The 20,466-nt window shown below is 71.6% G+C and carries 15 protein-coding genes; 6 read left to right on the top strand and 9 right to left on the bottom strand.

The window, feature by feature from the left end:
- The 4 genes from J7E88_RS33795 to J7E88_RS33780 form a co-directional block, all read right to left on the bottom strand.
- Nucleotides 1-1,239, bottom strand: a complete 1,239-nt coding sequence (locus J7E88_RS33795; protein ID WP_215187299.1) for a type III PLP-dependent enzyme — start codon at nt 1,237-1,239, stop codon at nt 1-3.
- On the bottom strand, nt 1,236-2,993 hold the full coding sequence (locus tag J7E88_RS33790; RefSeq protein WP_215187348.1) for an IucA/IucC family siderophore biosynthesis protein: 1,758 nt from the start codon (nt 2,991-2,993) through the stop codon (nt 1,236-1,238). The genes J7E88_RS33795 and J7E88_RS33790 overlap by 4 nt, the downstream gene beginning before the upstream one ends.
- Before the next feature lie 161 nt (nt 2,994-3,154).
- On the bottom strand, nt 3,155-4,921 hold the full coding sequence (locus J7E88_RS33785; protein WP_215187347.1) for an IucA/IucC family protein: 1,767 nt from the start codon (nt 4,919-4,921) through the stop codon (nt 3,155-3,157).
- A gap of 23 nt (nt 4,922-4,944) precedes the next feature.
- Nucleotides 4,945-6,135, bottom strand: coding sequence for an acetyl-CoA carboxylase biotin carboxylase subunit family protein (locus J7E88_RS33780; RefSeq protein ID WP_215187298.1), 1,191 nt, complete (start codon nt 6,133-6,135; stop codon nt 4,945-4,947).
- Nucleotides 6,136-6,318: 183 nt separating this feature from the next.
- On the opposite strand from J7E88_RS33780, the gene J7E88_RS33775 reads away from it, so the two are divergent.
- From J7E88_RS33775 to argB, 4 genes are all read left to right on the top strand, one after another.
- Entirely contained in the window at nt 6,319-7,173 is an 855-nt protein-coding gene (locus J7E88_RS33775; RefSeq protein WP_215187297.1) for a (2Fe-2S)-binding protein, read from the top strand.
- Between the two features lie 552 nt (nt 7,174-7,725).
- Nucleotides 7,726-8,760, top strand: coding sequence for an N-acetyl-gamma-glutamyl-phosphate reductase (gene argC / locus J7E88_RS33770; RefSeq protein ID WP_215187296.1), 1,035 nt, complete (start codon nt 7,726-7,728; stop codon nt 8,758-8,760).
- Nucleotides 8,761-8,965: 205 nt separating this feature from the next.
- Nucleotides 8,966-10,117: a bifunctional glutamate N-acetyltransferase/amino-acid acetyltransferase ArgJ gene (argJ, locus tag J7E88_RS33765; protein ID WP_215187295.1), complete on the top strand. Its 1,152-nt coding sequence runs from the start codon at nt 8,966-8,968 to the stop codon at nt 10,115-10,117.
- Nucleotides 10,114-11,019 (top strand): acetylglutamate kinase, encoded by a 906-nt coding sequence (gene argB, locus J7E88_RS33760; RefSeq protein ID WP_215187294.1) that lies wholly within the window; start codon nt 10,114-10,116, stop codon nt 11,017-11,019. Before argJ ends, argB begins: the two co-directional genes overlap by 4 nt.
- Nucleotides 11,020-11,130: 111 nt before the next feature.
- Here argB and J7E88_RS33755 read toward each other — a convergent pair whose 3' ends face one another.
- The 5 genes from J7E88_RS33755 to J7E88_RS33735 all read right to left on the bottom strand — a co-directional run bounded on the left by J7E88_RS33755 (nt 11,131) and on the right by J7E88_RS33735 (nt 16,338).
- Nucleotides 11,131-11,655, bottom strand: a complete 525-nt coding sequence (locus tag J7E88_RS33755; protein ID WP_215187293.1) for a GNAT family N-acetyltransferase — start codon at nt 11,653-11,655, stop codon at nt 11,131-11,133.
- 44 nt (nt 11,656-11,699) lie between these two features.
- Nucleotides 11,700-13,286 (bottom strand): amidohydrolase, encoded by a 1,587-nt coding sequence (locus J7E88_RS33750; protein WP_215187291.1) that lies wholly within the window; start codon nt 13,284-13,286, stop codon nt 11,700-11,702.
- A gap of 12 nt (nt 13,287-13,298) precedes the next feature.
- Nucleotides 13,299-14,147, bottom strand: coding sequence for an ABC transporter ATP-binding protein (locus tag J7E88_RS33745; RefSeq protein WP_215187290.1), 849 nt, complete (start codon nt 14,145-14,147; stop codon nt 13,299-13,301).
- Nucleotides 14,144-15,112 (bottom strand): FecCD family ABC transporter permease, encoded by a 969-nt coding sequence (locus tag J7E88_RS33740; RefSeq protein WP_374196356.1) that lies wholly within the window; start codon nt 15,110-15,112, stop codon nt 14,144-14,146. Before J7E88_RS33740 ends, J7E88_RS33745 begins: the two co-directional genes overlap by 4 nt.
- Before the next feature lie 152 nt (nt 15,113-15,264).
- Nucleotides 15,265-16,338: an iron ABC transporter permease gene (locus tag J7E88_RS33735; protein ID WP_215187287.1), complete on the bottom strand. Its 1,074-nt coding sequence runs from the start codon at nt 16,336-16,338 to the stop codon at nt 15,265-15,267.
- Nucleotides 16,339-16,560: 222 nt separating this feature from the next.
- Between J7E88_RS33735 and J7E88_RS33730 the strand changes: the two genes are divergently transcribed.
- Entirely contained in the window at nt 16,561-18,258 is a 1,698-nt protein-coding gene (locus J7E88_RS33730; protein WP_215187286.1) for an ABC transporter ATP-binding protein, read from the top strand.
- A gap of 176 nt (nt 18,259-18,434) precedes the next feature.
- Nucleotides 18,435-20,240, top strand: a complete 1,806-nt coding sequence (locus J7E88_RS33725; RefSeq protein WP_251023607.1) for an ABC transporter ATP-binding protein — start codon at nt 18,435-18,437, stop codon at nt 20,238-20,240.
- Nucleotides 20,241-20,466: the final 226 nt, after the last annotated feature.

The raw sequence follows: 20,466 nt of genomic DNA, 5'->3' as shown, positions 1-20,466 counted from the left end.
TCAGGACCGCCGCGTTGCCTTCCCTCGGCTTCCGGGCCGGTTCAGGAAGTGGAAGCCCGGACGGGGGTGCATGAGGAAGTCGTGGTGCGAGATGTTCCATGCGTAGGCGCCCGCGAGGCCGAAGGCCACCCGGTCACCTGCTCGCAGGCCCGGCGCCGGGACGTGGCGGGCGAGGACGTCCTTGGGGGTGCACAGCTGGCCGGTGAGGGTGACGCGGTCCTGGCGGGCGGCGGGTCGCGGCCAGGGGTGGGGCCAGGTGTCCACGGGAAGGACGGAGCAGGGCTGGTCGTGTCCCTTGGTCGCCGGCGTCCGCAGGTGGTGGGTGCCGCCGCGAACAACGGCGAACTCCTCACCGTGGCTGTGCTTCACGTCCAGCACTTCGGTGGCGTACCAGCCGCAGTACGCGGTCAGGGCGCGCCCCGGCTCGATGCGCAGCGTCAGGTCCGGATGGGCGTCGGAGAGGTGGGCGAGGCCCACGCCGTACCCGGCCCAGTCGAAGCGCTGCTCGGGGGTGGCGTAGTCGACGGTCATGCCACCGCCGACGTTGACCTCGGCGATGCGGACCCGGTGGCGTGCGGCCAGGTCGGCGGCCCAGGTCACGACGGACTCGGCAACGGCGAGCTGTTCGGGGGCGCCGAGGCCGCTGGCCAGGTGGGCGTGGACGCCGAGCAGTTCCAGGTGCGGGCAGGTTCCGTCGGTGAACACGCGGACGGCCGAGTCCGCTTCGGACGGGTCGATGCCGAACGGGGTGGGACGGCCGCCCATCGCCAGGGAACTGCCCGCCATCGACGCCTCGGACAGGGGGAGGTTGAAGCGGAGCAGGACGGCCACGCGGGTGTCCGGCGCGAGCCGCCCGGCGAGCTCGGCCAACCTGTGGAGTTCGTACAGGCTCTCGACGTGGAAACGGGCCACGCCCCGTTCCAGCGCGGCCGCGATCTCGGCCGGGGTCTTGCCCGGGCCGCCGAAGGCCAGCGGGTGGTCCGGCACCACGTTGGCGGCGTGCGCGAGTTCGCCGCCCGAGGAGACCTCGTAGCCGTCCACGTACGGGCCGAGCGCCGCCAGGATCTCCGGCTCCGGGTTGGCCTTGGCCGCGTAGTACAGCTCGACGCGCTCAGGCAGGGCCGCCCGCACGGCCGCCGCATGCTCCCGCAGCGCCCCAAGGTCGTAGACGTAGGCCGGCAGTTCTTCCGGGGACAGGGCCTGGACGCGGTCGCGCACCGCGGGCGTGGGGGTGGTCATCGTGCTTCGCTCCGGTCGGGGTCGGCGGTGGGCAGCACGTCCTCCGCGAGTGGTGAGGTGAGGCGGACGTAACCGGCCTCGCGGTCGGCCTTGCGCTTCCAGCGGGTGAGCAGGTTGGCCTTGGCGGGCAGGGGCACGCCGGCCAGCAGGGCGGCGAGCTGTGGTGGGCGGCCGTGGCGGTCGGCATACGTCTGAAGGGTGGCGCGGACCTGGGCCCACAGGGCGGCCTCGATCTGCGGGTGCAGGTCGGCGACGGCGGCGAGCATCTCCGCGACATGGTTGACCAGCAGGCAGTAGACGACGCGGTCCCAGCCGCGCTGGGCGTCGTACGTCATGGGGCCGGCGACTTCGGCGGGGAGTGCGGCGAGGATCTCCGCGTGGTGGTCGGGGACGAGCTTGGTGCCCTCCAGGTCGCGGAAGAGCACCTGGGCCGGCATGCCGTCGTCGTCCACGCAGACGAGGACGTTCTGCAGATGCGGCTCCAGCACCAGTCCGTGGTCGAAGTAGGCGGCCAGGACGGGGGGCAGAAGCAGCTTGACGTACGCCGCCCACCAGGTGAGGGCGGTCCGCGGGCCGGTCGCACCGAGGAGACGGGAGATGTGGCCGGGGCCGGTCGGATACTCGTCGGCGACGGCGCCCGCGAGCAGCGGGGTGGTGCCGGGCAGGAGCCTGGCGGACAGCCCCTCGCGGACGATGACGGCGAAGCCCTCCAGCAGTGCGCGGTCAGGGCTGCCGTCAGGTCCGGGGAGGGCGAGACTTCGGTAGGCGGGCTCGCGGAGCATGGCACTGCCGGGAAAGCGGGTGGCGAGGTCGTTCAGGACCGGCTCCAGCAGCCGCGTCAGCGCGACCGCGCCGGAAAGTTCGTAACTGGCGTTCTTGCGAAGGCAGTTGGTGATACGGACGTTCAGGCTGAACTTCAGGAACGTCTCGCCGTCGTAGAGGGTGCGTACGGAAGCGGTGGCGGCGAAGGGCTGCCCGCCGCGTCCGAGGTCGAGGATGTCACCCCGGTCGAAGGCTGTGCGCAGCGCCGGGTGGTCGCGCAGCATCTCGTACTGCCACGGATGCGCGGGCAGCAGCCGGTAACCGACCGGGACACCGGGACGCAGCCGGTCGAGCGGCGCGGCGGCCCCGTCCTCGGCGTTCTCCTCGGCGATCAGGTGCTCGCGGACGGCGAGATGGCGCAGCCGGAACGAGGCCCCGGCCTCCGGCGCGTAGGACAGCCAGGAGGCGGCGTCGCCGCTGCGGGCCTTGGGTGTGGGGTGGAAACGGTGGCCGAACAGCAGGGACTGCTCGGAGGCGAGATAGACGGCCGGCCCGTCGTCCTCGGCAGGGGCGGCCTGCCCGTCCCGCGTCGCGAGTGCGGTGGAGACTGCCCGGTGGCTGGAGGCCACCTGGTCCAGGAACTCCTCGTTGCGGACGCCCGTACGGAGCGACAGCTCGTCCCGCACGTGCTCGGCCAGACGCCGCCAGTCGATCTCCGTCCAGCCGCCGTCGCTCCGCTCCAGCACAGGCCCCGTGAACCGGTGTGCACCGAGCAGGGACGTACGGCGCAGGGCGACGCGCAGCACAGCGGCGCGGCGGGGCAGACGCAGCAGCAGGTGGCCGTCGGCGACGGCGGTCTGGTGCTCGGGGCCGGAGACCTCCCGCAGGAGGCAGTTGAGGAGAGTGTGCGCCACCACGTCGCCGGCGGCGGGGAATGCTGTGGGGGCCTCGGCAACGGGCGCGGTGCCGAGCGGGTTGTCCAGCGGGGGCATCAACGGCTCCAGGTCGGGCCGACGCCGGGGAGCGGGCGAACGGCCGTCGGTGATCAGGGTGTCGGCCACGCCGGGTCCGGCCTTGCCCAGCGCGATACCGGGCCGTGGGCGGGGGTCGAAGGCGGAGTGCGGCGCAGGCGACGACGCGGCCGCGGTGGCGCTCATCGCGCGACCCCCTCCCGCCGCAGATAGTTCGGGCCGGTGGTGTAGTGCTTGTTGATGTCGGCCGCACCCGAGCGCTCCTTGGTGAGCAGCGTCCCGGCCGTGACCATAGCCTTGACCGGCAGTTCGGGTGCGTCCAGGACCTGGGCGCGGAGGGTCCCGCCGGGCTCCCTGGGACCTGTGCCGAGTCGCTCGACCGCTTCGGCCAGCCGGTCACGCACGAGCCCCAGCAGCCTTTCCCGTGGGGCGCGGCCGTGCCGGGCCAGTCCGAAGGCGTACGCGCCCGCACACAGGTGAACGGTGATGGTGGTGAACAGGTCGACGACGGCTCGGTCGTCGTCGCCGAAGATCCGGGCGTCGTCGAACGCGGTGGGGTCGGGGGCGTCGGCGCCCAGGGTCTGCCGCATGCGGGCCGTGTTGACGCGTGGGCCGTCGTTGTCCTTCAGCACCACCCGCAGCCGGGTACGTCCTGCCTGGCTGTCGAGCACCAGCGAGATGTTCTGCTGGTGGGACTCCAGCGCGATGCCGTAGCGGAAGAGTGTGGTCTGCCAGTCGAAGAGCAGGGTGAGGCAGGCGTCGAGCAGGGCGAGCGCGTCGCCGCCGTAGAAGCGGTCGGCGAGGTGGTCGATCACCAGCCGCCCACCGGGGGCCTCGCTCAACAGTCCCGCCATGGGCACGACCACCGCGTCGCCGAGGCCGGCCGGGAAGCGGCGGCAGAGTACGGCGAGGAGTTCGTGGCCCGCGTGGGCGTAGACCGACTCGTCGGCATGCAGGACGGTGTCGCGGAAGCGCGGCTCGCGGGCGATCACGGCCTGAAGGAGCCGCTGTGCCGCGGCGCCGTCCACGAGGGTGCCGGGCTTGATGGTCCGGCGGTTGCGCAGGCCCAGGGTCGCGGTGGCGAGCGGCACTTTGAGGTGGAGGGCGGGATCGGCGGCGAGGGCGACGGTACGCATGGACAGCGTCGGCACGGCCTCCAGGTAGGGGTGCTCGGCGAGGACCGCCTCGCCCTCCAGGCCGGCGTCCCGCAGGGCCTCACGCAGCGGGGCGCCGAGCGTGAGGGGGTGTACGGGAAGGGTGAGGTGGCTGGGGAGGAGCTGTGGGAGGGCGAGGTCCGCCGGGGTGGGCCAGCAATCCGGGAACGTGCCCTGCACCGTGAGGGCCTGCCGCGGCACGGCGATCCAGCGCAGCGCGAAGCGCGGGTGGAACTCCGGCGCAAAGGCGCGCAGTTGTTCGTCGTCGAGACCGAAGCGCCCCCGCGCGGTCGGGTAGACGGGGTGGTCGTGGCGGGCGGCGAGGGTATCGTGGGCGAGGCCGCCGGCGAGGCCGGTCCAGTCGGCGGGATCCCTGCCGTAGCGGGCGGTCAGTCCGCCGGTGACGTCGTCGTGGGTACGGGCGTGCAGTCGCATGGTCGCGAGGGTCTGGCGGCACTCCTCGGCGAAGGCGGCGAAGCCGCCCCGGTCGACAGGGGCGGCGAGCGCACTCAAGGCGTCGAGCACCGCGTCGTGGCCGGTCAGCTCGGTGCCGTCCGACTCCCGTACGAGCAGCGGCAGGCGTGCGGCGTACACGCTCTGGAACCCGTCCGCCAGGACCGGCAGCAGCAGGGCCTCCCCCGCACCTCCGGGAAGCGCGAGCCGCAGCCAGGTGCCGTCCTCCTTGTGCACGCGTGTGGAGCGTGTGCGCAGGCCGACGACGTCCTCCCGCAGCAGCGCGCCGAGCACCCTCAGCAGCAGGTCACGCTCGACCGTGTCCGTAGCCACCGCGGTCATCGCACCGGCCGTGGTCTTCGCCGTCACGGGGTGAACTCCCAGCGCTGACCGGCGAGGAAGTCGGCGACGACGCGGTCGACGGTCTCCTGGTCGGTGCCGATGGCCCGGACTACGCCGACGTAGTCACGGTTGGTGCGGTACAGCTCGTGCCGCTCGCCCAGCTCCCGCAGTGGCCGGTACGTCAACGTCACACCGTCCACCAGCAGGTCGGCCGCGGCAGGGGCGGCCGTCAGCGTCCCCGCGCTCTTCGCGCACGGGTACGCCAGCCGGGCCGCGCCGTCGGTACGGGCGCCGAGGTCCGCCGGCAGCGGCTCGCCCAGGTGCGTACGCAGGATGTGCTCGAAGAGCGGGATGTCGAGCAGCTGGGCCAGCAGCAGGTCGCACTGGTCGCCGATGGCACGGTAGTTGACCTCGATGATGCGGGCACGGCCCTGGTGGACCACGAACTCGGTGTGGCAGGCGCCGAAGCCGACGCCGAGGGCGTCGAGCTGGGCGAGGATCTGCGCGACGACCGGTTCGGGGTGGGCCGGGACGAAGGTCAGGCATTCCTCGATGAAGTACGGGGGCGGGGACAGTTCGGTGCGGAAGCCGCCCAGGACGTGGCGGACTCGGCCGTCGCCGAGCGTCTCCAGGGTGCAGAGCTGACCGGCGAGATACTCCTCGACGACCAGCGCCGCGTCCGGGCGCCGTGCCTGGATCTCCTTGCAGCGCAGTACGAGGTCCTCGGGCCCGCCGGCCGACACCACGTCCTCGCTCGCCACACCCTCAGACGGCTTGACCACGCACGGGTAGGGCACATCGAGGCCGGACAGCACGGCCGGGTCGTGTCCGGCCGGGAGTTCGGTGGACCACACCGTGTCGGCCCCGGTGGCGGCCAGGTGACGGCGCATGTGCGCCTTGTCCTTGGCCCGCAGTGCGGCCTGCCAGCTCTTTCCCGGCAGCCCGAAGTAGTCCGCGGCCAGGGCTGCCTGGGTCTGCAGGTGGTCGCTGTTGGTGAAGACCGCGTCCGGCTTGCGGTGGGTCGACATCCGGGTGATGACGGCGCGGAAGTCGCGTACGTCACACTCCAGGACCTCGATGTCCGGGTGGCGGCGGCGGTGGGCTTCGGGCTGGTCCGTGAGAACGGTGACGTCGAGGCCGAGCCGGGCTGCGGCCGGGAGGAAGCCCTCGGTGACCGAGTCGGTGGGGTTGAGGGCGAGCACGTACAACCGCATGAGCGGCGGCCCCTTCCGAAAAGGAGTGTCGGACGCCGACGACCGGCCATCGGCGGCAGCTTAGGAAAGGCAACCCTAAGGGTTCAACTCGGCCTCACTCGCCTGGAGGTGACCCTTACTCAGTTGGCAACGACCTTGTGATTAAGGTAAGCCTTACCTACTCCCTCTGACGCCGGAGAGTCGATGACCATGGCCCCGGGTACTGCCGCGGCTGGCCCAGCCCTGAGCACTGCCTCCGCCCTTGCCGACACCTACCTGCGCCTCGCGGGCTGCTGCGAGGCGCTCGACGCGCGGGTCGCGTCCCCGGGTCCGGGGGCCGCGGGGCGCTTCTCCGGTTCGGAGCTGACGGAGAGACAGGACACGCTGGACGCCTTCGTCGACGCCGAGGCCGCCCGCATCCGCCGGCGCGGACAGACCGCCCGCAGGGATGTCGCCGCCTCCCGCGCGCTGCACGATTACCTCTGGTCCGTCAGCCTGCTGATGAGCGGTGCCTGGTACCTGGACCGGCGCGTGCCCCGAATCCACCCGAGCGAGGTACGGCTGGATCTGACGACGGGCGCCTTCGAGGTCACCCCGACGTCCGATTTCGCCTGCCTGCCGGACGACCCGGCGGCACTGCTGCCCGGCGCGCGGGTACTCGGCCACGAGGAGGCGCTGCGCGCGGAGTTGCGATCAGCCGTCGCCGACCATGTGCGCCCCCTGCTGACCGCCATCGGCCCGGCCGTCCGGCGCGGACCGCGCGCCCTGTGGGGCATGGTCGCCGACGACCTGGTGTCCGGCATCTGGTACCTCGGCCGCACCCTCGACCAGGAGGAACGAGCCATTCGGGCGGCGACCGAGCTGCTGCCGACCGGCATCCCGCCGTTTCCTGGCGGCGCCGGCTTCCGCCGGCTCACAGGCCGGGAGGGACAGCGATATCTCACGCGGACCCGGCTCGGCTGCTGCCTGTACTACACGCTCGCTCCGGACGAGGCATGCCTGACGTGCCCGCGGACGTGCGACGCGGAGCGGGTGCGGAGGCTGGAGGCCGAGGACTGACGGCGCCGACACCGGCCCGGGGGCCTTCCGCGTCTTACCGCCCGGGAAGGTGGTGACCGGCACTGCGCCCTCCTCGGTGAGCCGAGCGAAGTCGGTGACGACGGGTAGGAGTGCGCCGCGAAGCCACAGCGGCAGCCGATCCCGATGACACTCGTCGCGGCAGCCAGCGGGCGCCCAAGGGGCCGATCCAGAGGCCGCTCCATCGGCGGTCGGGTGCTCGCGAGACCCGTTGCAGCAGTTCCCGGACAAGTCGGCGGCGGGTCGTGACCGTCACTCACCTCCGCGTCCCCTCTCCCCCACTCCCCCTCCGTCTCTTTCCGTCCCACCCCCACAGCTCACGCTAAGGTTAGGCTAAGCTAAGTTCGCGATGGAGGGCGGTGGCCTCCGGGGCCACGTCATCAGGGGAGGGCGAGGTCACCCATGGGCTTGCCGGCCATCGGCTCCTGTCCCATGCGCCGACCGCACCACGTCCCTCCGTCCTGCGTGTCCGGGCGATCGACCCGGCACGGCGGCGCTGTTGGTCCACGACAGCCACGACGAGAGACGGAGAACATGACGGTACGGGTTGCGGTGGCCGGAGCGAGCGGCTACGCCGGCGGGGAGATCCTGCGCCTGCTGCTGACACATCCCGAGGTGGAGATCGGCGTGGTCGCCGCACACAGCAGCGCCGGCCGCACGCTCGGGGAGGTGCAGCCGCACCTGGCCGCGCTCGCGGACCGCGTCCTCGTGGAGACCTCGGCCGCCTCACTCAGCGGGCACGACGTGGTGTTCCTGGCCCTGCCGCACGGCCAGTCCGCGGCTCTCGCCGAGCAGTTCGGGCCCGAAACGCTGATCGTGGACTTCGGAGCGGACTTCCGCCTGCGCGACCCGGCCGACTGGGAGCGGTTCTACGGATCGGCCCATGCCGGCGCCTGGCCCTATGGGCTGCCCGAACTTCCCTCGGCGCGAGACGAGTTGAAAGGGGCGACCCGGGTGGCCGTCCCCGGTTGCTACCCGACCGCGGTGACCCTGGCGCTCTACCCGGCCTTCGCCGCGGGCCTGGTGGAGCCGGAGGCCGTGATCGTCGCGGCGAGCGGCGCCTCGGGAGCCGGCCGTGTGGCCAAGACACAACTGCTCGGCTCCGAAGTGATGGGCTCGATGAGCCCGTACGGAGTCGGGGGCGGCCACCGGCACACGCCGGAGCTGACGCAGAACCTGTCGCGAGTGGCGGACGAGCGGGTGACCGTGTCCTTCACACCGACACTGGTGCCGATGACCCGAGGCATCCTCGCCACCTGTTCGGCCCGCATGCGTGCGGGAACCGGCGCCGGTCCGAGCGAAGTGCGGTCGGCGTACGAAACCGCCTACGCCGACGAGCCGTTCGTCCGGCTGCTGCCGGCCGGCCGGTGGCCGTCGACCGGCGCCGTACTGGGCTCCAACACCGCGCAGGTACAGGTGGCGGTGGACGAACAGGCCGGTCGACTGATCGCCGTGAGCGCGATCGACAACCTGACGAAGGGCACCGCGGGTGGCGCGGTGCAGAGCATGAACGTCGCCCTCGGCCTGCCGGAAGAGCTGGGCCTGCCCACGAATGGAGTGGCTCCGTGAACTGGGGGCACTCCCCCTACGCCCTGCGGGCGTGGTGGTACCCCCACCCAGCGGTGGCTGGGGGAGCACGCGCAGCCACATGTCTGCGGTCGACGACGATGCCCGCGCCTCCGCTCCTCCTGCCTTCGGCGGGTGACGCCCCCGGCGCGGTCGGAGACGGGGGGACCTCCCAGGCGTCGGCACTGGGAGAGAACGGAGAAGCACAGTGACCGTGACCGCTGCACAGGGATTCCTCGCGAGCGGTGTGCCCGCCGGGATCAAGGAGTCCGGCGATCCGGACCTCGCCCTGGTGGTGAACCGTGGGCCGTCGCATGCGGCTTCCGGGGTGTTCACCTCCAACCGGGTCCAGGCCGCCCCCGTCCGCTGGTCGCAGCGGGTGCTGGCCGACGGCCGGATATCGGCGGTCGTCCTCAACTCCGGTGGCGCCAACGCGTGTACCGGGCCGCGTGGCGCCGAGGACACGCGGGCGATGGCCGAGCACACGGCGCGGGCCGTGGGAGCGGTGCCGGACGAGATCGCGGTGTGCTCCACCGGACTCATCGGTGTCCCCCTGCCCATGGACAGGGTCACGGCCGGAATCGACACCGCCGCGGCCCGACTGTCGCCCGAGGGGGGCGAGGAAGCGGCCGTCGCCATCAAGACGACGGACTCGGTGCACAAGACGGCGGGGGTGTCCGGCCCCGGGTGGACGGTGGGCGGTATGGCGAAGGGCGCGGGGATGCTCGCACCGGGGCTCGCCACCATGCTCGTGGTGCTCACGACGGACGCGGACGTGAGCGCACCCGCCCTCGACTCCGCCCTGCGGGAGGCGGTCCGTACGACCTTCGACCGGGTGGACTCGGACGGCTGCATGTCCACCAACGACACCGTCCTGCTGCTGGCGTCGGGCGCGTCGGGTGTGACACCGGACCCGGGCTCCTTCGCCGAGGCCGTGCACACGGTCTGCCTGGATCTGGCTCGGCAATTGGTCGCGGACGCGGAGGGCGCGTCGAAGGAGATCGAGGTGGAGGTCGTCGGCGCGGCGTCGGAGGGGGACGCCGTGACGGTGGGCCGGTCGGTGGCCAGAAACAATCTGCTCAAGTGCGCTCTCCACGGAGAGGACCCGAACTGGGGCAGGGTGTTGTCGGCGATCGGTACGACGTCCGCCGTGTTCGACCCCGACCGCCTGGATGTGGCCGTCAACGACGTCTGGGTGTGCCGGGACGGCGCGGCGGGCGAGTCCCGGGACAAGGTCGACCTGTCGGGACGCCGGATCAGGATCACGATCGATCTGCGCTCCGGTCACGCGTCGGCGGTGATCTGGACCAACGACCTCACCGCTGAGTACGTCCACGAGAACAGCGCGTACAGCTCATGAGAGCGGTCGAGGCACGCGCGGCGTGCGGGGAGTTGGAAGCCTTCCAGGGCCGGACGGTCGTCATCAAGTTCGGTGGCAACGCCATGGTGGACGAGGACCTCAAGCGGACGTTCGCCCAGGACGTCGTGGAGCTGTGGCGCGCGGGACTGCGCCCGGTCGTCGTGCACGGGGGTGGCCCACAGATCAGCGCGTTGCTCGACAGGCTCGATCTGGAGGTGCGCTTCGAGGCGGGGCTGCGGGTGACCACTCCGGAGATCATGGATGTGGTCCGGATGGTGCTGACGGGTCAGGTCCAGCGGGAGCTGGTAGGGCTCATCAACCTTCACGGGCCGTTCGCGGTGGGGATGACGGGCGAGGACGCGCACACCATGACGGCCGTGCGGCGGGCCGCCTGGGTGGACGGCGAACCGGTGGACATCGGGCTCGTCGGCGACATCGTCGAGGTGAATCCGGATACTGTGCAGGCCCTGTTGGGTCAGGGCCGCATCCCGGTGGTCTCCCCAGTGGCACGCGGGACGGACGGGCAGGTCTACAACATCAACGCCGATCTCGCGGCGTCTGCGCTGGCGGTCGCCCTCGACGCGGAGAAGCTGGTGATGCTCACGGATGTGGAAGGGCTGTACGCGAACTGGCCCCACAGCCCTGAGGTGATCGAGCACCTGACGGCCGGCGAGCTGGAGAAGCTGCTGCCGGAGCTGGCGAGCGGGATGCTCCCCAAGATGGAGGGCTGCCTGCGGGCTGTACAGGCGGGCGTGCGCATGGCGCACGTTCTGGACGGCCGGGTGCCCCACTCCGTCGTGCGGGGCGTCTTCACCCATGACAGCTCCGGCACCACCGTGGTTCCGGACCAGGAGCAGGGCGACGCCCGGCCGTCGGCCATGAGGCCGGTCGTCGAGGACTGAAAGCGTTCTCGACGCGCCGGGCGTCCTCGTCGCCTGAGGGAACGTCACACAACAGGGGCTGGTCCGGAAGCGTTCTCCGGACCAGCCCCTCCTGCGTGCGCCTGCGCGGGATCAGATCTCGCGAGCGAGGACCTGCGAGTTGCGACCGGGGTCCAGGGAGTTCGCCCAGGCCGCGGGTGCGAGACTCGCGCAGGAGGGCGCGAAGCCGTACCGGCGGAAGAGGCCGCCACTACCGGTCGTCGCGGTGAACAGGGCGCGCAGCGACTGAGCCGCCGCCGTGGCCAGCGCCGCCCGCAGCAGCACAACGCCCACACCCCGTCCCTGCCGGTGCGGCGCGACGCAGAAGTTGTACAGGACACCCGTGGGCCCGCCGTCACCGACCGGATCTGCCGGATGAACGCGCAGGCCCAGACAGCCGTCGAGCGTGCCGTCGGGCGCTTCCACGACCAGGAAGTCCGCCGCATCCCTGGCGTACAGGGAGAAAGGACGCTCACGCAGCGCTCCCGAGCGGACGAACGGCCGGGACAGGGCGTGGAGAGCGGCGGCATCGCCGGCACGCGCCGGCCGTACGGTCCGCGAGGCAGGCGGGGACGTACGCGCCGGCAGTGTGGCGAGGCGCGTGGTGGCCGTGATCAAAGGATTCCCCTCTTGATTGCGTCAGCACTCGTAGTGGTCGGCCCTCATCGCGCCGACGCCTCGGTCTCGCGGCCGTCGACGAACGTCGACACCACCTCGATGTCACCGATGCGCGAGGTGCTGACGCGCCGTGGGTCGTCTCCCAGCACGACCAGGTCGGCGCGCTTGCCCGGAGTGAGAGTGCCCGCGCTGTCGTCCCAGTGGCAGGCGTAGGCGCCACCGACGGTGTACGAGCGCAGCGCCTCGTCGACGGTGATGCCCTCGTCCGGGCCGATCACCTGGCCCGACTCGGAGGCACGCTCGACCATGAACTGGACGGCTCGCAGCGGCGATCCGTCCGTGACGGGCCGGTCGGAGCTGCCCACCAGCGTGATGCCGTGGTCCAGGAAGCTTCGGCCCCGGTACAGCCAGGGGGCCCGGTCCTCGCCCATGATCGATGCGTAGTCGTCGCCGAAGTAACGCAGGAAGTTCGGCTGGATCACCGCGGCCGCGCCGAGCTGTGCGAGGCGCGGGAGCTGGTCGGGCCGGATCAGGCCCGCGTGTTCGACGCGGTGCCGGGCGCCCGGGCGCGGGCGCAGACGCTGAGCTCGTTCCAGGGCGTCCAGGGCGAGGTCCGCGGCGCGGTCCCCGATGGCGTGGACGGCGAGCTGCCAGCCGGCGAGATGGCCGTCCACGATGGTGTCCGCGATGCGCTCGGGGTCGTCCTGGAACTGACCGGTGTGTTCCATCCCGTGGTACGGGCTGGTGAGTGCGGCGGTACGGGCCATCATGCCGCCGTCGGTGTAGATCTTGAGGGCGCCCATGGAGAGCCAGTCGTCGCCGAACCCGGTGCGCAGGCCGAGGTCGAGGGCGCGGGGGATGCCGTCGCAGTCGTGTGAGGCGACGGGACGCAGCGTGTCCCCGGCCGCCATGAGCTGCACGCGCAGGGGCAGCCGGCCCTGCTCCCGGAGAAGCTGGTAAGCCCCGAGTTCGACGGGGCTGTGGCCCAGCAGACCGCCCCCGATGCCCGCTTCGGCGCAGGCGGTGACGCCTTCTGTCAGACAGACCCGGCCCGCCCGCTCGATGGCGTCCGCGAGCTCCGCCTGGGAGTACGGCAGACGCAGTTGCCGTGCGGCGGTCATGGAGCTCTCGGCGAGAAATCCGTCCTGGTGCGGGACATCGGCGGGAAGCAGATCCAGGACGGCGCTGTTGACCACGCAGCCGTGTCCGGAGTCGTGCATCAGGAACACCTTGCGCCCGTGGCTGACCTTGTCCAGTTCGGCGGCGGTCAGGTGGCGCCCCAGAGCGCGCTGGTCGTAGCCGGCGACGTCCACCCAGGCGCCGGCCGAAGACTGCGAAGACTGCCGGGAGACGGCGTCCGCCACGACGGCGAGCACGTCCTCGATCCGTGTGCAGGGCGCCACGCTCGGCGTGCTCGCCTTCAGACCCGTCCAGGCCAGGTGGACATGACTGTCGATGAATCCGGGCAGCACCGTGGCCCCCTGGAGGTCGATGACCTCGCGGGCGGGCAGCGAGGTCACCGCGTCGTCCAGGCCCACGATCCGGCCGCGCCAGATGCCCAGGTCGTGGGCGACGGGATGGTCCGGGTCCATGGTGACGATATTCGCGTTCGTCAGCCTCGTGCAGAGCATGGGCAGTCGTCCCTAGGGTGTCTCCGCCATGGCGGCGTCCCCGGCCATGGCTGGGCGCTTGCGCGCGGTGGGCACCATCAGCGGAGTGCCGGTCTCGGGATCGTCGATGATCCTGCAGGGCAGGCCGAACACGTCCTCGACCAGCTCGGCGGTCATGACCGTCGCCGGGTCGCCTTCGGCGGCGATGGTGCCGCCGGGCCTCATCACCACCAGGTGGGTGGCGTAGCGGCAGGCCTGGTTGAGATCGTGCAGGACCGCGACGATCGTGTGCCCCTTCCGCTCGTGCAGATCGGCGCACAGATTCAGCACCTCGACCTGGTGGGCGATGTCGAGGTACGTGGTCGGTTCGTCGAGCAGGAGGATGGACGTCTCCTGCGCCAGCACCATGGACAGCCACACGCGTTGCCGCTGGCCACCGGAGAGGTCGTCGACGGGCCGGTCGGCGAGTTCGAGCACGCCGGTCTGCCGCATCGCCTCGATCACGGCGGACTCGTCCTCGGCGGACCACTGCTTCAGCATCCGCTGGTGCGGATAGCGGCCGCGGGCCACGAGATCCCCCACCGTGATGCCACCCGGCGCGGTGGACGACTGCGGGAGCAGGCCGAGCCTGCGCGCGACTTCGCGGGAGCGGTACGACGAGATGGCGGCCCCGTCGAGATACACCTCGCCCGCCTTGGGCCGCAGCATGCGGGCCAAGGCCTTGAGGAGGGTGGATTTGCCGCAGGCGTTCGGGCCGATGATCACCGTGAACGAGTGGTCCGGTATGACGACCCCGAGAGAGGTGGCCACGGTCCGCTGCTCGTAGGAGAGTGTCAGGTCCTCGGCGCGCAGCCGGGCTGTCGGGGGGATCGTTCCTGTCATGCGCGGCTCTTTCGCGATTCCGTGACCAGCAGCCAGATGAGATACAACCCACCGATGGTGCCGGTCGCCGTACCCACCGGAAGGAGAGCGGGTGAGAAGATGCGCTGCACCGCGAGATCGCTCCCGGCCAGCAGGAGGGCGCCCATGAGGGCGGCCGGGACCAGTGCGGGGCCGGACGACCGGATCAGCCGCCGGGCGAGCTGGGGGGCCGCCAGCGCGATGAACCAGATCGGACCGGTCACCGCCGTGGCGAAGGCGGCCAGCGCGACACTGATGAAGAGCAGCGCCAGCCGGCTGCCCGCCACGTTGACGCCGAGCGCCGTCGCCGTGTCGTCGCCCATCTCCACCATGGAGAGCCTGCCGGCGAGACCGAAGGCGAAGGGAAGCAGGATCGCGACCGCGATGCCGACCGCGGCGGCGTGGTCCCAGCCCCGGTTGCCCAGGCTGCCGATCAGCCAGGCCTGGGCCTCCAGCGCCTCCTGCCAGCTCGCCCGGGTGATCAGGTACGAGTTGACGGCGAGCAGCAGGGCGCTCAGGCCGATGCCCATGACGACGAGCCGGAACCCGTGCATGCCGGCGCCGAACACCAGCAGGTAGACGGCGGCGGCCGTGGCAAGGCCGCCGATCAGCGCGCCCAGCGCGATCTGGGTCATGCTTCCGTGGAGCACGACGATGACGATCAGCGCTCCGGTCGCCGACCCGTTGGTGAAGCCGATGATGTCCGGGCTGCCGAGCGAGTTGCGGGTCAGGCTCTGCAGGATCGCCCCGCTGACCGCCAGCGCGGCCCCGACGCACAGCGCGGTCAGCAGCCGTGGCATACGCAGGGTGTTGACGATGAAGTCCGCGCCGCCCGACCCGTTGCCGGCCAGCGCCTGGAGCACTTCACCGATCGAGAGCTCGAAGTCCCCGGTGGTCAGGGTGATTCCCATGACCGTGGTGAGCGTGACCAGCAGAGCCGCCGTCACGGCCACCGCGCGGCCCTGGACCCGTAGGGAGAGCCGCCCGGTGCGGGTACGGATGACGAGACCGCTCACCACGCGGGGCTTCGGGACGTCCACAAAATCGCTCACTTTGTCGGGTGCCGGGGTGTCGGAGGCTCTGACCTCCCGTACGGCGCTCACAGCATCGCCAGCTTCGGGCGGCGGCACAGCGCGAGGAACAGCGGTGCTCCGATGAACGCGGTGACAATGCCGACCTGGACCTCGCCGGGCGCACCGAGCACCCGGCCCAGGACGTCGGCGCCGATGAGCAGGATCGGCGCGATCAGCATCGAGTACGCCAGCACCCAGCGCTGGTCGGGGCCCACCACGAAACGGGCCATGTGGGGGACCACGAGGCCGACGAAGCCGATCGGTCCCGCCGCGGCGGTGGCGGCGCCGCACAGCAGCATCACCGAGACGGCGCCGAGCACCCGGGTCCGGCCGACGTTGACGCCCAGTGCACGTCCCATCTGGTCTCCCAGGGCGAGCGCGTTCAGCGAGGGAGCCAGCGCCAGGGCGATGACCAGACCCACGACGACGAAGGGCAGGATGACGTTCACGATGTCGTAGGTGCGGCCCGAGAGCGCGCCCACCGTCCAGAACCGGAACTGGTCGAACGCCCGCGGATCGAGCAGCAGGACCGCGTAGTTGAAGGCGTACAGCACCGCTGTGACCGCCGCACCCGCGACCACCAACCGGTCAGGGGTCGCGAGCGTCCGCCCGGACGAGCCGAGCATGTAGACCGCGACGGATGCGATCGCCGCACCCAGGAAGGCGAACCAGACGTAGCCGAGGGCCGTCCCCACGCCGAGGAACGCGATCGCCACCACCACGCCGCTGGAGGCGCCCAGGCTCACGCCGAGCAGACCGGGATCGGCGAGCGGATTGCGGGTCAACGCCTGCATGAGGGCGCCCGAAAGCCCCAGTGCCATGCCCACCATGAGGCCGAGCAGGGTCCGGGGTATCCGGTAGTCGTGGATGATGACCGCGGCGTCCGACCCGTCGGGCTGCCACAGCACGCTCCACGTCGAGGTGAACGGGATGTCCCTGGTGCCCACCCACACGCTGAGCAGCGCGACCAGGATCAGTGCGCCGAGCCCCACGAGGATCCCCAGGCCGCGCAGTGCCGCCGCTGCGGCCCGGCGCTTCGAGGAGGCAGTTGGGTCGTCGGCATCGATCTCGGATGCCGTCCGGGCCTCGACCGACGACAAGAATGACCCCCTGGTGGCAGATGGCGCATCACGCAGGAAAGGTGACGTACGCACAGGAAAAGCTGACTTAGGTGAGCCTAACCGAACCGGTAATACAGGGTCAACGCCCGTGCGTTTTCTGCCAGTACGACAGGTGCGCCGAGGCCGGAACCGGGGCTTGGCCTGGCATTTGATTAGAGTAGCCTTACCTAACCACTGTCTCGTCTCCGCCGGAGGTACCGCATGCTCGATGGAGGACCGACGGGGGGCCACGTCCTTTGGAGGGCGATCGGGAGCCAGCGTCGCCGCATCGCCGGGGCCTCGCTCCTCGGCATGACGCACCAGGTGTGCGAGGCGATGGTCCCCGTCATCATCGGCGTGATCATCGACGAGGCGGTGGCGACCGGTTCCGCCGGCGCTCTCCTGCGCTGGCTCCTGGTACTGGCCGCGCTCTTCTTCGTCCTGTCCACGTGCTACCGGACTGCCGCCAGAATCACCGACGGAGCGGGGGAACGCGCCGCGCACCGGATCCGGCTCGAACTCGGCACCCGGGTCCTCGACCCGCGCGGCGGCGCCGACGCGGGCAGGCTCCCCGGCGCACTGACGGCCATCGCCACCGGCGACGCCAAACGGGTCGGTGCGGTCGCGGCCGCACTGCCGTACGCGATGTCGGCGGTCGCCGGACTGGCCGTCAGCGCAGTGGCACTCCTTCGTATCTCGGTACCGCTCGGCCTGCTCATCCTGCTCGGCGTCCCACCGCTGCTGTGGCTCGGCCATGTGATCAGCCGACCTCTCGAACGGCGCAGCGAGGTCGAACAGGAGCACGCCGCCCACGCCTCCGGCGTCGCCGCCGACCTCGTCGCGGGTCTGCGGGTCCTCAAGGGGATCGGCGCCGAACCGGCCGCGGTGTCCCGCTACCGGCGGACCAGTCAGGACTCGCTGACGGCGGCGCTGCGTGCCGCCCGCAGCCGGGCCTGGCACGCCGGCGCGATCCTCTCCCTGACCGGCATCTTCATCGCGGTCATCGGACTGGTCGGGGCGCATCTGGCGATCCGCGGCTCGATCAGCGTCGGCGACCTGGTGGCGGCCGTGGGACTCGCGCAGTTCCTCCTCGGGCCGTTCCAGCTCCTCACCTACGTCAGCGCCGAGTTCGCCCAGGGCCGTGCCTCGGCCGGCCGGATCGCGGAAGTGCTGGCGTCGCCCCCCGCCGTGACGGCGGGCTCGGCCACGCCGGCCCGGCCCGTCACCGGGCGGCTGCGGCTGCGCGGCGTCACGCACGGCGCGCTGCGTGGCGTCGACCTCGACATCGGCCCCGGGGACTTCGTCGGCGTGGTCACCAAGGACCCGGCCGCGGCGAGGGACCTGCTGCTCTGCCTTGGCCGGGAACTCGACCCCGCCGAAGGGGCGATCGAGCTCGACGGCGTATCCCTGGCTTCGCTCGATCCCGACGGCGTGCGCGGCGCGATCCTGGTCGCGCACCATGACGCGGATCTGTTCGAGAGCAGCCTGCTGGACAACGTACGGGCCGGAACGGAAAGCGACACGGCGGACGTCGAACCGGCCCTGGCAGCCTCGGCCGCGGATGATGTCGCACGCGCCCTGCCCCAGGGTGTGGACACCATGCTGACCGAACGCGGGCGGTCCCTGTCCGGCGGACAGCGTCAACGAGTCGCACTGGCCAGGGCGCTCGCCGCCGAGCCCCCGGTCCTGGTCGTCCATGACCCGACCACCGCCGTCGACACGGTCACCGAGTCGCGGATCGCCACCCGCCTGAGGGAGCTTCGCCGTGACCGCACCACGATCCTGGTGACCACGAGCCCCGCTCTGCTCGCCGTGACCGATCGCGTGGTGGTGCTCGACGACGGCGCGGTGACCGCGGACGGCCGCCATCCGGACCTTGTCGCCGGCGACGAGGCCTACCGCTCGGTGGTCCTGGCATGACGGCCGTGAACGACGAAGCAGTGAACGACAACGGCGCGGACGGCCAAGGTACGACCGGTCGACGTACGACCGGTCAACGTCCGAAGGACCGACGTGCGAAGGGCCGACGTGCGACCGGCAAAGGCAACAACGGCGAAGGTGCGAACGGCATCGGCGGGAACGACGGAGGACGGACGATGAGCGGAACCGGCACGCGGGATCGCGAACTCCTGCCGATCGCCACCGGTGCCCAGACCCTCGCCGTCGTCGGCTCGCTGCTGCGCCGTCACCGGCTTCTGGCGGTGTCCGCGGTGACCGTCCTGGTCATCGGAACCGGCATCGGCATGCTGACCGCCCCCCTGCTGGGTCGCATCGTCGACCTGGTCGTCGAGCAGCGCGAGCCGGGGTCGCTCACACTGCCGATGGTCCTCCTCATCGCCGTGGCCATCGGCAGGGGCGCAGGAACCGCGGTGGGCAGTTCCCTCGTCGCCCGGCTCGGCGAGACCATTCTCGCCGGCCTGCGCGAGCGCTTCATCGATCGGGCGCTGCGACTGCCGCTCGAACGCGTCGAGAAGGCCGGTTCGGGCGACCTGACATCGAGGGTGACCGGCGACGTCACGCTGATCACCAATGCGGTACGCCAGGCGCTGCCCGAGTTCAGCTCCGCCCTCCTCACCATCGGGCTGACGCTGGTCGGACTCACCGTGCTGGACTGGCGCTTCCTTCTCGCCGTCCTGCTCGCCGTGCCGATCCACGTCCTCACCGTGAGGTGGTACATCCCCCGGTCCACGCCCGTGTACGCCGCGCACCGGGTGGCGACCGGCTCCCTGCAGCACCAGCTCCTCGACAGTGTCGGCGGCGTCCGCACCGTGCGTGCGTTCCGGCTGAACGACAGGCACGCCGATCTGTTGGAGCAGCGGTCCCAGGAAGCCGTGGGCCTCGCGCTGCGCGGTATCCGGCTCGTCTCGGGGTTCTTCTCGCGGCTCAACCTCGCCGAGTTCGTCGGGATGACGGCGGTCCTGGTGACGGGATTCATGCTGGTCGACAACGGATCCGTGAGCATCGGCACGGCGACCGCGGCAGCGCTGTACTTCCACGCCCTGTTCAATCCCGTCAACGCCGCGCTCTTTCTGATCGACGAGGCGCAGTCCGCCGGCGCGAGCCTTGCCCGCCTGGTCGGTGTGTCCAGCCTGCCGGTCGAGCAGGAGTCCGACGTGCCGGCCGTACCGGTGGACGGTTCCGTCAAGGTGTCCGCGCTCAGCCATGCGTACGTCCCCGGGCACCCGGTGCTGCAGGAGGTCGACCTGGACGTGCGCGGCGGGGAGCGGGTGGCGCTGGTCGGCGCCAGCGGGGCCGGGAAAACCACCCTGGCGAAGCTGATCGCCGGCGTCCACGAGCCGTCCGGTGGTTCGATACGTCTGGGTGGCGTCGACACCCGCGAGCTCGGCCCGGCCGGTGTACGACGGGCGGTGACGCTGATCAGCCAGGAAGTCCACGTGTTCGCCGGTCCGTTGGCCGAGGACCTGCGGCTGGCCCGGCCGGAGGCCACCGACGACGAGCTGCGCGCGGCGCTCGCCAGGGTCGATGCCCTGGCCTGGACGGAGGCGCTGCCCGACGGGCTCGACACGGTGGTCGGCGAGGGCGGGCACCGGCTCACGGTGACCCAGGCCCAGCAACTGGCCCTGGCACGCCTCGTTCTCGCCGATCCCCCGGTGGCGATCCTGGACGAAGCCACTGCGGACGCCGGCAGCGCGGGCGCCCGCACCCTGGAGACCGCCGCCCTGCGGGCACTTGAGGGACGTACGGGGCTGATGGTGGCCCACCGGCTCCCCCAGGCCGCGACCGCGGACCGCGTCGTCGTACTCGACCAGGGCCGCGTCGTCGAGACGGGCACGCACGACGAGTTGGTGGCCGCGGGCGGTCGCTACGCGGCGCTGTGGGCGGCATGGTCAGCCAGCCGGCGGGAGCCGGAAGCCGCGCCGCAGGTAGCAGCGGAGGCCTGACCACCCGCCCTGACGCACAGGCCCCCAGGGGATTCCCCCTGGGGGCCTGTGCGTTGTCCTCACCGTCCCGTGGCCACCGGCCCGTCCTGGCCTGTCTGCGGACTCGCCATGGAGTTGCGCCTGTGTCCCGTTCCCCTCCGGCCCCAGGCCCTGACCGCAGGCGGGTGTGCACGGCGCCGGACGCGAGCAGCCGAAGGAGCCGTGCACGGCCTCGTCGAGCGGGCTC

It is taken from the genome of Streptomyces sp. ISL-10, assembly GCF_018614575.1.
In the GTDB taxonomy this organism is placed as follows: Bacteria; Actinomycetota; Actinomycetes; order Streptomycetales; family Streptomycetaceae; genus Streptomyces.
The sequence above is the reverse complement of the archived record's forward strand: the minus strand, read 5'-3'. Positions and strand labels throughout refer to the sequence as shown.

Bases quoted from the DNA above. Each gene is read 5' to 3' on its own strand.
- J7E88_RS33795 (WP_215187299.1), bottom strand. From the start codon at position 1,239: ATGACCACCCCCACGCCCGCGGTGCGCGACCGCGTCCAGGCCCTGTCC.
- J7E88_RS33790 (WP_215187348.1), bottom strand. From the start codon at position 2,993: ATGCCCCCGCTGGACAACCCGCTCGGCACCGCGCCCGTTGCCGAGGCC.
- J7E88_RS33785 (WP_215187347.1), bottom strand. From the start codon at position 4,921: ATGACCGCGGTGGCTACGGACACGGTCGAGCGTGACCTGCTGCTGAGG.
- J7E88_RS33780 (WP_215187298.1), bottom strand. From the start codon at position 6,135: ATGCGGTTGTACGTGCTCGCCCTCAACCCCACCGACTCGGTCACCGAG.
- J7E88_RS33775 (WP_215187297.1), top strand. From the start codon at position 6,319: ATGACCATGGCCCCGGGTACTGCCGCGGCTGGCCCAGCCCTGAGCACT.
- argC (WP_215187296.1), top strand. From the start codon at position 7,726: ATGACGGTACGGGTTGCGGTGGCCGGAGCGAGCGGCTACGCCGGCGGG.
- argB (WP_215187294.1), top strand. From the start codon at position 10,114: ATGAGAGCGGTCGAGGCACGCGCGGCGTGCGGGGAGTTGGAAGCCTTC.
- J7E88_RS33750 (WP_215187291.1), bottom strand. From the start codon at position 13,286: ATGCTCTGCACGAGGCTGACGAACGCGAATATCGTCACCATGGACCCG.
- J7E88_RS33745 (WP_215187290.1), bottom strand. From the start codon at position 14,147: ATGACAGGAACGATCCCCCCGACAGCCCGGCTGCGCGCCGAGGACCTG.
- J7E88_RS33730 (WP_215187286.1), top strand. From the start codon at position 16,561: ATGCTCGATGGAGGACCGACGGGGGGCCACGTCCTTTGGAGGGCGATC.
- J7E88_RS33725 (WP_251023607.1), top strand. From the start codon at position 18,435: ATGAGCGGAACCGGCACGCGGGATCGCGAACTCCTGCCGATCGCCACC.